The sequence below is a fragment of the Olsenella uli genome (assembly GCF_016899935.1).
In the GTDB taxonomy this organism is placed as follows: domain Bacteria; phylum Actinomycetota; class Coriobacteriia; order Coriobacteriales; family Atopobiaceae; genus Thermophilibacter; species Thermophilibacter uli_B.
In genome coordinates, this window is record NZ_JACJJK010000010.1 from 34485 (window position 1) to 47723 (window position 13239).

A 13239-nucleotide genomic window follows, 5' to 3' on the forward strand; every position below is an offset into this window, starting at 1 on the left:
CGGCGATCCGAGAATCACCGGGGTTGTCCCAGCGCCGTCCGGGAATTGGCGCCCTTGTCCCAAGCGATTCCGAGAATTGCCGCCCTTGTCGCAAATCGATCCGTTTTTCCGGGCCAGTGCGCAGATCGGGCGCGCGCATCCTGGGGTTTTGTGACCGGGGGTGCGACAAGAACGGCGATTTCCGGACGCACACGTGACAAGGGCGCCAATTCCCGGAACCCGCCAGGCCAAGGGCCGCGATTCCGGGAACCCACCGGGACAAGGGCACCGTTTCTCGGAAGCCCACCGCCGCCCGCGGCTTTGGGATTGCAACACACGTATGGTGGCCCAGCCCACCGCTTGGTCCGATATTCGTCCTATGGAACTCAGATCGGACAACGTCCCCGACTTCAGGGACCATGCGACGCGCCTCGGCTACCGCCTTCGCGACCTGCGCCGCGAGCGGGGCCTGAGCCAGGAGACCGTCGCCCATCGGGCCGGCCTCGCCCTCTACACCTATCAGAAGTTCGAGAAGGGCGAGTCCAAGCCCGGCACGCCGATGAACCCCACCTATCACACGCTGCTCTCACTCGCCTGGGTCTTTGACCTGGACGTCAGCGAGCTCCTCGACCTGGACGGGTCGGGCCGGCGGACCCCGGGGCGCCCGGGCCCGCAGGGCTAGCGGGCCGTCTCGGCACGGGCGGCGAGCATCTCGCGCGCGAGGTCGCGGCTCGCCTCGCCCGTGTCGCCGGAGAGCATGCGCGCGACCTCGGCGACCCGGCGCTCCCCGGAGATCTGGGTGAGCGTGGTCTCGGGCACGCCGGCGTCGCCCGCGCGCTTCTCGACGAGATAGTGTCGCTCCGCCGCGACCGCCACCTGGGCGAGGTGCGTGACCACGATCACCTGGTGCGTGGCCGCGAGCCGTGCGAGCACGCTCGCGAGCGCGACCGCCGTCGCGCCGCCCACGCCGGCGTCCACCTCGTCGAAGACCAGCGTCTCGCAGGCGTCCGCCTCGCCGAGCACCACCTTGAGCGCCAGCATCACGCGGCTGACCTCGCCGCCCGAGGCGATCTTGCGCAGCGGGCGCGCCGTGAGGCCGGCCCCCGGCCGGTAGAGGAACTCCACGCGCGAGGGGCCGCGCCGCGTCCACTCCGCGCGCGGGAGCCGCTCGAGCTCGACCTCGAGGCCGGCGGTGCCCATCTCGAGAAACGCCATCTGCTCGGAGACGGCGGCGGAGAGGCGCGGGGCGGCCTCGGAGCGCGCGGCGTCGAGGGCGTCGGCGGCCCCCGCCAGCGCGGCCTCGCGCCGCTCGAGCTCCTGCGCCGCACGCCGCTCGAGCTCGCCGCCGTCGCTCGCGGCCGCGACGACCTCGCGCGCCTCGTCGCGGCGGCGGAGCACGTCGGACATGGCCGGCCCGTAGGCGCGGCGCAGCCCCTCGAGCGCGGCCAGGCGCGTCTGGAGCCGGTCGAGCTCCTCGGGGTCGAAGTCCACCTCGTCCGCGTAGTCGCGCAGCTCGGAGGAGACGTCCTCTATGTCGATCAGCGCGCTCTCGAGCGCGGAGGCCCACCCGGAGAGCCGCTCGTCGTAGCGCGCGGCCTCCTCGAGCGCCCGCACGGCGTCGCCGAGCGCGTCGCAGGCGCCGTCGTCGCCGGAGAGCCGCTCGCGCGCGCCGGCGGCCGCAGACATGAGCGCCTCGCCGTGCTCGACGCGCGGCAGCTGGGCCTCGAGCTCCTCGAGCTCCCCCTCGCGCGGGTCCACCTCGTCGATGCGCCGCAGCACGAAGGCCGCCTCGTCGAGCCGCTCGCCGGTCGCGCGGCCCATCTCCCGCACGCGCTCGAGCTCGGCCGCCGCCTCCTCGGCCGCCGCGAGCGCGACGCGGTACGCCTCGAGCGCGTCGGCCGCCGGCGCGCCGGCCCACGCGTCGAGCAGGTCGACGTGGACCGCCGTGGAGAGCAGGCGCTGGTGCTCGTGCTGCCCGCAGAGGTCCACGGTCGCGCCCACGCGCGCCGCGAGCTCGCGGACGCTCGCCATGTGGCCGTCCAGCTCCACGCGGCCGCGGCCGTCGGCGCCCACGCGGCGGCGCACCACGGTGCCGTCCTCGTCGTCGCCGGGCAGGAAGAGGCGCCCTTCGACCTCGAGCGACGGCGCGCCCTCGCGGACCATCCCGGCGTCGGCGCGCTCCCCCACCAGGAGCTTGATCGAGGAGAGCAGGGCCGTCTTGCCGGCGCCCGTCTCGCCCGTCAGCACCGTGAGCCCGGGCGCGGGCTCGATCGTGGCGTCGCGGATGAGCGCGACGTCGCGCACGTGCAGCTCGTCGATCATCGCGCACCCCGCCCGTTCTTCTCGCCCGACGCGATCACTTGCCCACCTGCCCGTAGAAGACGCGGGACACGGAGTCGTAGAAGCTCTGCGAGCTGCGGTCCAGAAGCACGAGATCGCCGGGGCCGCGCCGCACGACGGCGCGCACGCCCGTGCCGCCCTCGTGGCGCACCGGCTGGCCGTCGGCGAAGAAGTGGCGCATGGCCGGGCGCTCGGGGCTCATCTCGATCTCCACGACGTCCGCCGGCGAGGTGAGGAAGGCGCGCGCCATGATCGTGTGCGGCGCGATGGGCACGCAGACCATGCCCGTGAACTCGGGCGTCACGATGGGGCCGCCCGCGGCGAGCGCGTAGCCGGTGGAGCCGGTGGCCGTGGAGACCACGAAGCCGTCGCCACGCAGGCGGTCGATGTGCTTGCCGGAGACCGAGACGTCGAACTCCACCATGTCGCCGGCGCCGCCGCGCGAGAGCGCGAAGTCGTTGAGAGCAAAGCTGTGCGTGACGTGGCTCGTACCGTCCTCGGCAGCGAACTCGCACTCGATGTCGAGCGTGGCGCGCCGGGAGACGTGCAGCTCGCCGGCCAGCGCGTCGCGCACGGTCTCGAGCAGGTCGTCGGGGCCGGCGGCGGTGAGAAAGCCCAGGTGGCCGTAGGAGATGCCGAGCACGGGCGTGCCCGAGTACCCCACGATGCGCGCCGCGCGCAGCAGCGTCCCGTCGCCGCCGAGCGAGACCACGAGGTCGCAGTCGTCCGCCGAAGCGACGACGTCGGGCATAAGGCGCTTGTCGTGGGCCCACGCGACGTCGACGCCCTCGTCGTCGAGCCACCGCTCGAGTCGACGGGCGCTCTCGACGGCGTCCTCGCGCACGTAGTTGGGGACGATCAGCACCTTCACGGTCGCAGGCCTTTCTCTCGCTGCTCACTTGGGTCAGTATACCCCGCCGCACCCGGACGGGACGCGCCGGAGGGGCGCGGGGGGACGGGGCGAGAAGGACGGGCGCTAGGCGGGCAGGTCGCCGCAGAGCAGGTACTCGACATTGCCCTTGTGGCCGGTGATCGGGCTCTCGCAGCTGCCGCGCACCGCAAGGCCGGCCTCCTCGAAGGCGGTCCGCACGCGCTCCAGCGCCGCCACGCGCACGGACGCGTCGCGCACCACGCCGCCCGCGCCCACGTCCTCGCGCGGGGCCTCGAACTGCGGCTTCACCAGCGTGAGGAAGGTCCCGCCCGGCCGCAGCAGCGCGAGCACCGCCGGCAGCACCGCGGTCACCGACGTGAACGAGACGTCGCACACCGCGAGGTCGACGACGCCCGGGCCCAGAAGCGCCGGCACGTCCACGACGTTGGTGCGCTCGAGCAGGCGGACGCGCGGGTCGCCGCGCAGCTCCCAGGAGAACTGCGCGTAGCCCACGTCCACGGCCACCACGGAGGCGGCGCCGCGCTTGAGCAGGCAGTCGGTGAAGCCGCCGGTGGAGCAGCCCACGTCCAGGCAGGCGAGCCCGGCCGGGTCCACGCCAAAGGCGTCCAGGCCGCGCTCCAGCTTGAGGCCGCCGCGGCTCACGTAGGCCGCGCGGCCACGCACGCGCAGGGGGATGCCGGGGCGCACCTGCTCCCCGGGGGCGGTGAGGCGACGGTCGGTCGTGGAGACGTCACCGGCCATGACGGCGCGCAGGGCCTCGTCAACGGACGAGAAGAACCCCTGCTCGACGAGCTCCGCGTCGAGCCGGCGGCGGCGCGGCACGGCCCTACTGCCCGTCGGGGGCGCCCGCGTCGCCGGCGGCGTCCGCGGCGGCGCCGTCCTTCTCGCCTGCGGGCTGCGCGTCCGCGTCGGCGAGGCGGGACTCCTCCTCGGGCGAGAAGTCCGTGGCGTCCACGAGGCTCACGGCCTTGGAGCCGAGCGCGATCGCCTCGTCGAAGAGGTCGAGCGAGCGCTCGAGGGAGACGTCCTTGTCGCGGACCTGGCCGACGAGCTCGTCCAGGCGCTCGTTGATCTGGCCGAAGGTCTGGTAACGGGAGACGTCGACGCGCGCCATCAGGCGTCCTCCCCCGCAGCGGGATCGGGGTCGGCCTCGGCCTGCGCCGCGGCCTCGGCGGCGTCGGCGGCCTTCTCCGCAGCGCGCTCGCGTGCCGCCGCGACCACGTCGACGCCGGCCTCGAGGTCGTCCGTCACGCGGCCGAGGATGCCGTTCACGAAGCGCGAGGACTCGTCGGTGCCGTAGGCCTTGGCGAGCTCGACGCACTCGTCAATCGTCACGGCGAGGTCGACCTCGTCCACGTAGAGCATCTCGTAGAGCGCGAGGCGCAGGAGGTTGCGGTCCACGGCGTTCATGCGCGAGAGCGACCAGCCGGTGGAGCGCGCCGCAATCACGGCGTCGAGGTCCGGCCGACGCTCGTCGGCGCCGAGCGCGAGGCGGCGGGCGTAGTCCTCGAGCGGGCCCTGCGAGAGGGCGTACTCGCCGTCGAGGACGTCGATCACGGCACGGGAGTTGGCCTCCGCCTGGAACAGCAGCTGGAGGGCCTGGCTGCGGGCGAGGGTGCGCCCGCCGAAGTGAGTGCTCAAGGTGCGGTTACTCCTTGGGGAAGACGAGGCTGTCGATGCAGACGTCCACGGCGGAGACGGCGACGCCGATCTGCTCGGTCACGGCGCGGGCGACCTCGGCGCGGACGTCGTCGGCGAGCCGGGTGAACGGGTAGCCGTAGAAGACGGCGAGGTGGACCGTCACGTGCAGGGCGTCGTTCTCGACGAACGACTCGACGGCCCGCTCCGGCGCGACGCTGCGGCTCGTGAAGACGCTGATCAGGCTGGACGCGATGTCGTTGCCCCCGACGGAGGCCACGCCCTCGACGCGGCGGGCCGCGATGGAGACGATCGTGGAGACGACACCCTTGGAGATGCCGATGCCAGAGACGAAGAGCTCGCTATCTGCCATGAAGGACCCCCTTGCTCGGTTCGTGCGGTCATTCTGACAGTATAGCCGTTGTCCGCCCGCGCTGCGCCCGCGCCCTCCCGCCCGCGCGGCGACGCGTCTCTCGTAACAATCGGGCCCGCTCTCGTAACATCCGGCACCCGCCCGCTGAAATCATGAAGGGGTTCGGGGGCAGACGCCGCCCGGACGCCAGAACGGCATCGACTCCCGTCATGTGTCATGCGAGAAAGGGGACGGACATGATCACAATCCCTCAGGGCCCGCTCGCGGCGCCCGCCACCGACGACGACGCGGCGGCCGCCCGCCGGCGCAGGATCGCCGAGATGCTCCGCGACGGGGACGACGTGATGGTCACCCCGAGCGGCACCCTGCACGAGCCCGGCCAGGCCGCGCCCGACGGCTCCGCCGCACCCGCCGCCTCGGGGGCCGAGGCCCCCGTCGAGCTCGTCGTGCCCACCGGCAAGCTGGCGGCCTGACATGGCGTCCTTCTACTGGTACGAGCGCAACCCGCAGCTGCTGGAGGCCGAGAAGGGCGCGATGGCCCAGTTCTTCCCCGGCTTCCGCCTCGAGAAGCTCGACGACGGCCGGCTCTACTGGGTCGGCAACGTGAACCCGCGCGGCAAGGCGGGCGGCACCTGGACGCTCATGGCCATCTACGAGCACGACCATCCCAACAACCACGCCCGCTACGGGTCGTCCGTGCGCGTCTACACCGTCAAGCCCGACCTCAACGAGCTCTGCCGCGCCGCCGGGACCCTCCCCCACGTCCTGCGCGACGGCCGGGGCGACCTCTACCTCTGCACCGCCCGCCAGCAGGACGTAGACAGCGGCGAGCGCGACGTCACCTCCGCCGCCAAGTCGCTCGGCTGGGCCGTCAAGTGGATCTTCCTCGTCGAGAGCTGGCTCGCCGGAGAGATCTCGGACGAGGTGTTCAACCATGGCACCTATTAGCCTGCGGGCCCTCCTGCGCCGCCTGGGGCTCGGCGGCCGGCAGGCCCCGCCGCCACGCCCCGGGGCGGGCGTCCGCGCGCCCCGGCCCGTGCCCCACGCCGCCGAAGACGCGGCGCGGCGCTCGCCGGCGGCCGCGACGGGCCACGCCGGGCCCTTCTCGCCCGCGGGCCTGCGCGTCCGCTTCACGCGGCGCGCCTGGGCCTCCGTCCTCTCGGAGACCCTCACCGAGGTCGGGACCGAGACCGGCGGCATCCTGCTGGGATACCGCGACGGGAGCGACTGGCTGGTGGTCGAGTCCATCGACCCGGGCCCCAACTCGGTCTTCCAGATGGCGTACTTCGAGTACGACCAGCCCTACGTCACGCACCTCGCCAACCGCATCTCGCGCCTCTACGAGCGGCAGCTCGACGTCGTGGGCCTGTGGCACCGCCACCCCGGCTCCTTCGACCGCTTCTCGGGCACCGACGACGGCACCAACGCCACCTACGCGCAGCTGAACCCCCGGGGCGCGCTCAGCGGCCTCATCAACGTGGACCCGGAGCCGCGCCTCACGCTCTTCCACGTGGCGGCGCCGCTCTCCTACACGCGCGTGCCCTTCGAGGTGCTCGACTGGCGGGAGAGCCTCGACGCGGCGCCGCTGCGCGACCCCCGCGAGCTCGCCGCGACCGTCGCCCGCGAGAACGCCCGGGCGCTCTCCGGCGAGGAGACGGCCACAGGGACGATCGAGGTCGCCGCGCCCGAGCTCTCCCTCGAGACGCTCGCCGCGCGCTGGGCCGCGCTCGTGGCCTCCGATGCCGTGCCCGCCGCCCCCGGGCTCGTCCGCGACCTCGCGGTCTGGACCGACGACGAGCTCGCCGCCGCGAGCGACGAGCTGCAGGGGGACGCGGCCTTCCTCGCCGAGCGAGGCGTCTCCCTGAGCATGCGCGCCGGCGCGGACGACTCCGTCGCGCTCTCGGCCACCCGCGGGGGCGAGCGGCTGGGCCTCGGCGCGCTCGCGCTCGACCGCGCCTCGGGGCGCCTCCTCCTGCTCGTCCCCGACGACGCCTCCCGCGCGCTGCCCTACTCGTCCGGCCGCATCGAGCGGGCGCTGCGGGAGCGCCCGTAGGCCGTCCCCGGAAGGAGAGCCCATGCAGACGGCAACCCAGAGAAGACACCTCCGCGCGCTCGTACCGGGCACCCTTCTGGACGCGCGCGCGACCGGCCCCGTGCGCGGCGTCTACCACGCCGACTCGGGCGTGCTCAACCTCTTTGCCCCGGACACCCCGCAGTGGGAGGCCGCCGGGGAGGTCGGGGCCATCCTCGGGAGCCGCGACGAGCTCCCCGCCTGGGCGCGCGCCGTGGCGGACCGGGAGCTCCGCGCGCCCCTCGCCAAGGCGGACCTGCTCGCCCTCATACGCGGCGAGCAGGACGCGGCCGCCGAGAAGGACCGCGCGCCCGAGGAGAACGCGCCCGAGGGCGCGGCCTTCTACCTCTTCTGGGAGGCGGAGGACGGCACCGAGCCGGCCCTGCGCTGCGTGGGCCCCGAGGGCGCCCACGAGGTCGAGCGCTACGACCTGCACCGCGAGCTCTTCTCGCGCAACACCGGCATCCTGGAGACGAGCCTCATGGCGCGCAAGCGCGTCGTCATCCTGGGCTGCGGCTCGGTGGGCAGCCTCGTGGCGCTCGAGCTCGCCCGCGCCGGAGTGGGGGGCTTCCTGCTCGTGGACACCGACGTCCTCGAGTACCACAACCTCTGCCGCCACCAGTGCGGCGTCTCGGACGTGGGCCGCTACAAGGTCGACGCCGTGCGCGACCGCATCCTGGACATAAACCCCGCTGCCCGCGTGCGCGCCGAGCGCGGCCGCGCGGAGGACCTGCCGCGCGAGGTCTGGGAGCGGTGGGCGGTCCCGGGCGAGACGCTCGTCGTCGGCTGCGCGGACAACCGCGAGGCGGACGTCTACGCCAACGGGCTCGCCGTGCTCTACGGGGTCCCCTTCCTCTCCGTCGGCTTCTGGGAGCGCGCCTTCGCCGGCGAGCTCTTCTACTGGCTGCCGGGGCGCGACCAGCCCTGCTACCGCTGCGCGCTCGGCGAGGGCGGCGGCCTCTCGCAGCGCGTGAGCGCCAACCACCACATCTACACCAACCAGAGCGACCTCGCGGCCGTGAGCTTTGAGCCCGGCATCTCGGCGGACATCGACTTCGTCACGGTCGTGGGCGTCAAGCTCGCGCTCGACATCCTGAACGAGGGCGAGGGCGGCTTCACGCAGCGGCTGCTGCCCACGCTCAGCCAGTACACGCTCGTCTGCAACACCAACGACCCCGCCGTCGGCGGCCCGATGGCGGAGATCTTCAGCTACCCGCTCCAGGTGACGACCTCGCTCAAGGTGGGCTTCCGCGACGGCTGCCCGCCGTGCCGCTGCGTCGGAGAGGGCGAGCGGTGAGCGACGACACCCGAATCGAGGCGGAGCTGCAGAGCAGCATGCGCGCGCTGGGCGAGACGAGCTCGACCTTCGGCCGCAGCTGGGGCGCCTTCAAGAGCGACCTCGCCGGGGACCCGCACGTCCCCGAGCTCGAGGGCGCCTACGTGGCCCCGATGCTGCGCTCCCAGACCGAGCTCGTGGAGGCGCTCGACGCCCTCAGGCGGGCGGCGCGGCGCTTCGAGGAGACGAGCGAGGCGGCCGAGAAGGACGCCCGCGCGCACGACGGGAGGAGATGAACCCGTGGCCATCCCCCACCTGCAACGAGTCGACGCGGTCCTCCACGACCTGGCCGGCTACGCGCTCGACAGCGCCAAGGAGGTCCTGCACGTCGGGGCCGACGTCGCCGAGACCGTGGTCGAGCTCGAGGAGGAGGACCTCCACGCCATAGAGGCCGCGACCACCCAGTTCAGCGAGCGCCTGGGCGCCGAGTGGGACGCGACCGTGGTGCCCCTGTTCGGCCGGATGGACGACGCCGCCATCCGAGTCGACGCCGCGGACGCCTACGCGCGCTCCGTCTCGCCGACCTACGCGCAGGCCCGCGCCGGCGCGCCCGGCCTCGGCGAGGCGCGCGCGAGCGGCGAGCGGCGCGGGACCGACGCCCCGCTCGAGGATCTGGTGAGCCAGATGGAGGCACTCGCTGCGCAGGCGGAGCGCCTGCGCGACCAGGTGACGCAGAACGCGCGCCTGCCGCGCCTGCTCCAGGACCGTTCGCTCGCGACGGCGCTCGCGGACGTCGTGGAGCAGGCGAAGGACTGCTACCTCTGCACCGGCGACGACCTCATCCGCCGGGAGCGCGAGCGCCTCGTCGCGCGGCTGGAGCGCGCGTGCGCACCTCGCTCCAACGCGCAGGAGGTCGAGCGCATCCAGGCCGCCGGCGCGCGCAAGCAGCACCGCATCGCCGACGGCGCACGCGAGGGCTTCGCGCGCATCCTCTCCCCGCGCGACGTGGACCTGCTCGACGAGCTCGCCAACCTCTCGGTCGAGGGCGTGGCCGACCCCGGCGCGCGCACGAGCGACTTCCTGCTGCTCGGCTGGCTCGTCCACGAGCTGCCGGAGGGGCCGTTCACCCCCGAGTTCACCGACGTCACGCCCGTCCTTCTCGACATCCCGCGCGCCTTCCGCGCCTGCTACGGGGACCGTCTGGACGACGGCCGCCTGATCGTCCCCCAGCTCGTCGACCGCAGCGACAACTGCTCGGTCGCCGTGGCGGGCAACCGCGCGGACGCCCTCCCCGCCATCTCCGCCCTGGCCGCCCTCGAGCTCGCCGGGACGCGGGCGGGGTGCCAGCGCTTCGTCGTCATCGACTGCTCGCCCGGGCACCTCGGCCTCGCGCAGTGGCTGCCCTTCGTCGAGTCCTGTCCCCAGCTGCTCGACGAGCCGCTGCTCTCCTCGCTCGACGAGGCGGCGCCCGTCCTGCAGCGTCTCGCCGAGCGGGCCGTGAGCGCCACCTACGACTCGGCGCTCGACCTGGCGGAGCGGACCGCCGCAGAGGACGGCTCCCACGCCCCGCTCACCACCGTCATCGCGATCAACGTGCCGTGCCTTCTGGACGAGGCCCACATCGCGCCGCTCGTGAACATCGCCCAGCATGGCATGCACGCCGGCGTGAACCTGATCGTGAGCACGCTGCCGGCCGACGACCGGGACCGCCGTCGCGGCCTCTACGACCTCCTGCAGAGCATGCCCGAGGAGAGCCTCGTCATAGACTGCCCCGATGGGGACAGCTACGCCGTCTGGGGCAACCGCCTCGTGCTCGAGCCCACGGACTGGTCCGTCCTCGGCCGCGTGCGGGAGGGCCTCGAGCGGGCCGAGCGGGCGGCCGAGCTGCGCTACCGGGGCATCGCGGGGCTCGTCCCCGCCGGGGAGGTCGGGCGCGGCGACGCCTCGGAGGCGCTCCGCGTGCCCTTCGGCCTCGCGCCGGACGGCTCGGCCGTGGCGCTCGAGCTCGGCGACGCCGTCGCCGCCGGCCTCTCCCACTTCGCGCTCGCCACGGGCACCACCGGCACCGGCAAGTCCTCGCTGCTGCACACGCTCATCCTCTCCGCCCTCTCCCGCTACGCGCCGAGCGAGCTCGAGCTCTACCTGCTCGACTTCAAGCAGGGCGTGGAGTTCGAGGTCTACCGCAGCTACCGCCTGCCGCAGGTCCGCGTGGTCGCGCTTGACGCCGACCAGGCCTTCGGCGTGAGCGTGCTCGAGGCGCTCGACGCCGAGCTTCGCCGGCGCGCCCAGCTCTACCAGGACCTCGGCGTCACGAGCTACGCCGCCGCGCGCCGCGCGACCGCAGAGCCCCTCCCCCGCGTCCTCGTGATCCTGGACGAGTTCCAGGTCCTGCTGAACGAGGCCACCGACCGGCGCGCGGCCAACCGCGCCGCCCAGATCATGCGCACCTTCTTCCAGACGGCGCGCGCCTTTGGCATGCACTTCGTCATGGCGACCCAGGCGCTCTCGTCGCTTGGCGCCGGCTGCAGCATGGGGCTCTCCGACCTCTCGCAGGTGAACGTCCGCATCGGCCTCAACAACTCCGAGGCGGAGCACGCGCGCCTGTTCGGCGAGCGGGCGGCGCGGGACGCGCGCCGGCTCATCGGGGACGCCAAGGGCTCGGGCGCCTACCTCGTGGACAAGGACGCCGCCGAGCCCGACGTGCGCGCCTTCCGCGTCTGCTACTGCGACGACGCCGAGAAGGACCGCGTGCTCTCCGAGGTCCAGGCGCGCTGCGCGGATGTGACGGCCGAGCCGACCTTCGTCTATCGCGGCACGGACATCCCGCGTCTGAGCGCCTCGCCCGCCTTCTCCGCGCCCGGCGGCGCGCCGGCGGAGCGCGGGCGGGCACGCCTGATCCACCTCGGCGAGTCGGCGCGCATGGGACGGCAGGCCGCCCTGGAGCTCTCGCGCATGCGCCGCTCCACCCTGTTCGCGCTGACCTCGGACGTCGAGACGTGCGACCGGCTCGCGGCGACCTACGTCGCCGGCGCCGCCTGGGACGCGCCCGCAGCGGACGCCCCGAGCGTCTACGTGCTCGACGCCCACGTCATCGGGGGCGACGGCGCCGCGCCGGCCGTCGAGGCCGTCTGCCGTTGGGCGGGCGGTCGCGCGTGGGTGGCGCGGAGCGCCGCCGAGGCGGTGGCGCTCCTCGACGAGCTGGCCGGCCTCCTCGAGGGACGCGGGCAGGACGGCGCGGGCGAGGGCCGCACGGCCCACCTCGTCCTCGTGGACCACCAGCTCTCGGAGCCCCTTGCCGCCCTCGTGGAGGGCCGCGAGCTCTCCCCCTGGCGCGCCGACGACGAGCCGGCGCCCGCAGGCGCGCCCGCGCCCGAGCCGGCGCGGCCCGCTGCAGGCGCGGTCCCCGGTGTCGAGGGCCTCGACGCCCTTCTCGCCCGCCTGGACGCCCTCTCCGCCGGCGCCGACGCCCCGGCCGAGCCGGCCGCCCCCGCAGCCGCGCAGGACGCCCCCGCGCGCCCGCGCGCCGGCCGCGACCTGCTGGCGCGCCTGCTCGACGCCGGCCACGCGCGCGGCGTCAACGTGGCGCTCTTCTCGTCCGACTACCTCGTCGTGCGGGACCTGCGCTACGAGGTGCTGCCCAAGATGGCGTGGCGCGTGGTGAGCGGCCTCTCGGACGACCAGTGCCACGCGGTCGTCCCCGACGTGAACCCCGCCGCGCTGCGGTCCAACACCGCCGTGCTCTGGGACGGGGCGCACCCGGCCCTCGCCTTCAAGCCCTATCGGATCGACGCGGAGAGCCTGCCCGCGCTCCCCTAGCGCGGGCGTCGCAGAAAGGAGCGCCGCATGGCACGCGGACAGCAGGCCGTCGAGGCGATGAACGACATGGTCAAAAGCCTCACCCGGACCCTCGAGCAGCAGAACGAGCTCTGCGAGGGGCTCGTGAGCAACTACGAGGTGGTGCTCGGCCAGTGGAACGACGAGAAGTGCGAGGAGCTCGGCAACGTCATCCGCGACATCGTCGTGAAGATGCGCGCCCCCTACGCCGACATCCACGAGTGCGTCACGCGCATCCAGCTCCTGCGCGGCGCCCTCGAGGACTATCTGAACACCCACGTGTCCGCCTAGCGACCGGGGGCGGAGGCAGCATGAGCTACGACCTGGAGAGACTCGCGGCGTTCCGCGAGAGCGCCCGACGCCTCGACGAGGTGACGCGCGAGCAGGACCGCACCGTCGAGCGCATCATCGACGACGCCGAGCGCGCGATCGACGAGCGCGTGCGCGCGCAGCGGGAGCGCCGCGAGGAGGCCGAGCGCACCGCGCGAACCGCCCGCGACGAGCTCTGGCGCATCGACCGCGACGAGCGCTACGCGCGCTCGGACGACGAGAAGCTCGAGTACGTGGAGCGGACGCGGCGTCAGTCCGTCCTTCTCGCCGAGGCGGAGGCGGAGGCGACCGAGCGCGCCCGCCGCGCCGCCGCGTGGGAGGACGAGCTCGACGACTGCCGGCGCGAGTTCGAGGAGGCGGCCTTCCGCGTGCGCCAGCTCCTGAACGGTCCGGGCAACCGCTACGCAGAGTCGCTCGGGATGGCCGTCATGCGCCTCGAGGAGGCGCTCCAGGCCTACTACGACACCGACGTGCACGTCAGCGGCATGCAGCGATAGAGAAGAGGA

Annotated in this window: 15 protein-coding genes; 9 read left to right on the forward strand and 6 right to left on the reverse strand. The window is 73.8% G+C overall.

Annotated features, from left to right (window positions below):
• The first annotated feature begins 358 nt into the window (after positions 1-358).
• Positions 359-661: a helix-turn-helix domain-containing protein gene (locus H6A07_RS08930; RefSeq protein ID WP_204814571.1), complete on the forward strand. Its 303-nt coding sequence runs from the start codon at positions 359-361 to the stop codon at positions 659-661.
• Here H6A07_RS08930 and recN read toward each other — a convergent pair.
• From recN to H6A07_RS08960, 6 genes are all read right to left on the reverse strand, one after another.
• A complete protein-coding gene (gene recN, locus H6A07_RS08935) occupies positions 658-2301 on the reverse strand; it encodes a DNA repair protein RecN (protein ID WP_204814572.1) in 1644 nt (547 codons plus the stop codon). The genes H6A07_RS08930 and recN overlap by 4 nt on opposite strands.
• A 34-nt stretch (positions 2302-2335) precedes the next feature.
• Positions 2336-3190, reverse strand: a complete 855-nt coding sequence (locus tag H6A07_RS08940) for an NAD(+)/NADH kinase (RefSeq protein ID WP_204814573.1) — start codon at positions 3188-3190, stop codon at positions 2336-2338.
• A 105-nt stretch (positions 3191-3295) separates the two neighbouring features.
• On the reverse strand, positions 3296-4033 hold the full coding sequence (locus H6A07_RS08945) for a TlyA family rRNA (cytidine-2'-O)-methyltransferase (protein ID WP_204814574.1): 738 nt from the start codon (positions 4031-4033) through the stop codon (positions 3296-3298).
• 4 nt (positions 4034-4037) lie between these two features.
• Complete coding sequence (locus tag H6A07_RS08950) at positions 4038-4325, reverse strand: exodeoxyribonuclease VII small subunit (protein WP_239471195.1); 288 nt, start codon at positions 4323-4325, stop codon at positions 4038-4040.
• A complete protein-coding gene (gene nusB, locus H6A07_RS08955) occupies positions 4325-4852 on the reverse strand; it encodes a transcription antitermination factor NusB (protein WP_204814575.1) in 528 nt (175 codons plus the stop codon). Before nusB ends, H6A07_RS08950 begins: the two co-directional genes overlap by 1 nt.
• A 7-nt stretch (positions 4853-4859) precedes the next feature.
• Positions 4860-5222 (reverse strand): Asp23/Gls24 family envelope stress response protein, encoded by a 363-nt coding sequence (locus H6A07_RS08960; RefSeq protein WP_204814576.1) that lies wholly within the window; start codon positions 5220-5222, stop codon positions 4860-4862.
• 236 nt (positions 5223-5458) lie between these two features.
• Here H6A07_RS08960 and H6A07_RS08965 point away from each other — a divergent pair, with 236 nt between their 5' ends.
• From H6A07_RS08965 to H6A07_RS09000, 8 genes are read left to right on the forward strand one after another with little or no spacing between them, the layout of a single operon-like run.
• Positions 5459-5695 carry a hypothetical protein gene (locus H6A07_RS08965; protein ID WP_204814577.1) on the forward strand — a complete coding sequence of 79 codons (237 nt, stop codon included), beginning with the start codon at positions 5459-5461 and terminating at the stop codon, positions 5693-5695.
• Position 5696: 1 nt separating this feature from the next.
• A complete protein-coding gene (locus tag H6A07_RS08970) occupies positions 5697-6170 on the forward strand; it encodes a hypothetical protein (RefSeq protein ID WP_204814578.1) in 474 nt (157 codons plus the stop codon).
• A complete protein-coding gene (locus tag H6A07_RS08975; protein ID WP_204814579.1) occupies positions 6157-7275 on the forward strand; it encodes a Mov34/MPN/PAD-1 family protein in 1119 nt (372 codons plus the stop codon). Before H6A07_RS08970 ends, H6A07_RS08975 begins: the two co-directional genes overlap by 14 nt.
• A gap of 22 nt (positions 7276-7297) precedes the next feature.
• Positions 7298-8590, forward strand: coding sequence for a HesA/MoeB/ThiF family protein (locus tag H6A07_RS08980; protein ID WP_204814580.1), 1293 nt, complete (start codon positions 7298-7300; stop codon positions 8588-8590).
• Entirely contained in the window at positions 8587-8865 is a 279-nt protein-coding gene (locus H6A07_RS08985) for a hypothetical protein (RefSeq protein ID WP_204814581.1), read from the forward strand. Before H6A07_RS08980 ends, H6A07_RS08985 begins: the two co-directional genes overlap by 4 nt.
• 4 nt (positions 8866-8869) lie before the next feature.
• Entirely contained in the window at positions 8870-12385 is a 3516-nt protein-coding gene (locus tag H6A07_RS10395) for an FtsK/SpoIIIE domain-containing protein (RefSeq protein WP_204814582.1), read from the forward strand.
• Positions 12386-12412: 27 nt separating this feature from the next.
• On the forward strand, positions 12413-12694 hold the full coding sequence (locus H6A07_RS08995) for a hypothetical protein (protein WP_204814583.1): 282 nt from the start codon (positions 12413-12415) through the stop codon (positions 12692-12694).
• Between the two features lie 20 nt (positions 12695-12714).
• Positions 12715-13230 carry a hypothetical protein gene (locus H6A07_RS09000; RefSeq protein ID WP_204814584.1) on the forward strand — a complete coding sequence of 172 codons (516 nt, stop codon included), beginning with the start codon at positions 12715-12717 and terminating at the stop codon, positions 13228-13230.
• Positions 13231-13239: the final 9 nt, after the last annotated feature.

Bases quoted from the DNA above. Each gene is read 5' to 3' on its own strand.
- H6A07_RS08980 (WP_204814580.1), top strand. From the start codon at position 7,298: ATGCAGACGGCAACCCAGAGAAGACACCTCCGCGCGCTCGTACCGGGC.
- H6A07_RS08960 (WP_204814576.1), bottom strand. From the start codon at position 5,222: ATGGCAGATAGCGAGCTCTTCGTCTCTGGCATCGGCATCTCCAAGGGT.
- H6A07_RS08950 (WP_239471195.1), bottom strand. From the start codon at position 4,325: ATGGCGCGCGTCGACGTCTCCCGTTACCAGACCTTCGGCCAGATCAAC.
- H6A07_RS08975 (WP_204814579.1), top strand. From the start codon at position 6,157: ATGGCACCTATTAGCCTGCGGGCCCTCCTGCGCCGCCTGGGGCTCGGC.
- H6A07_RS08930 (WP_204814571.1), top strand. From the start codon at position 359: ATGGAACTCAGATCGGACAACGTCCCCGACTTCAGGGACCATGCGACG.
- H6A07_RS08965 (WP_204814577.1), top strand. From the start codon at position 5,459: ATGATCACAATCCCTCAGGGCCCGCTCGCGGCGCCCGCCACCGACGAC.
- recN (WP_204814572.1), bottom strand. From the start codon at position 2,301: ATGATCGACGAGCTGCACGTGCGCGACGTCGCGCTCATCCGCGACGCC.
- H6A07_RS09000 (WP_204814584.1), top strand. From the start codon at position 12,715: ATGAGCTACGACCTGGAGAGACTCGCGGCGTTCCGCGAGAGCGCCCGA.
- H6A07_RS08995 (WP_204814583.1), top strand. From the start codon at position 12,413: ATGGCACGCGGACAGCAGGCCGTCGAGGCGATGAACGACATGGTCAAA.
- H6A07_RS08970 (WP_204814578.1), top strand. From the start codon at position 5,697: ATGGCGTCCTTCTACTGGTACGAGCGCAACCCGCAGCTGCTGGAGGCC.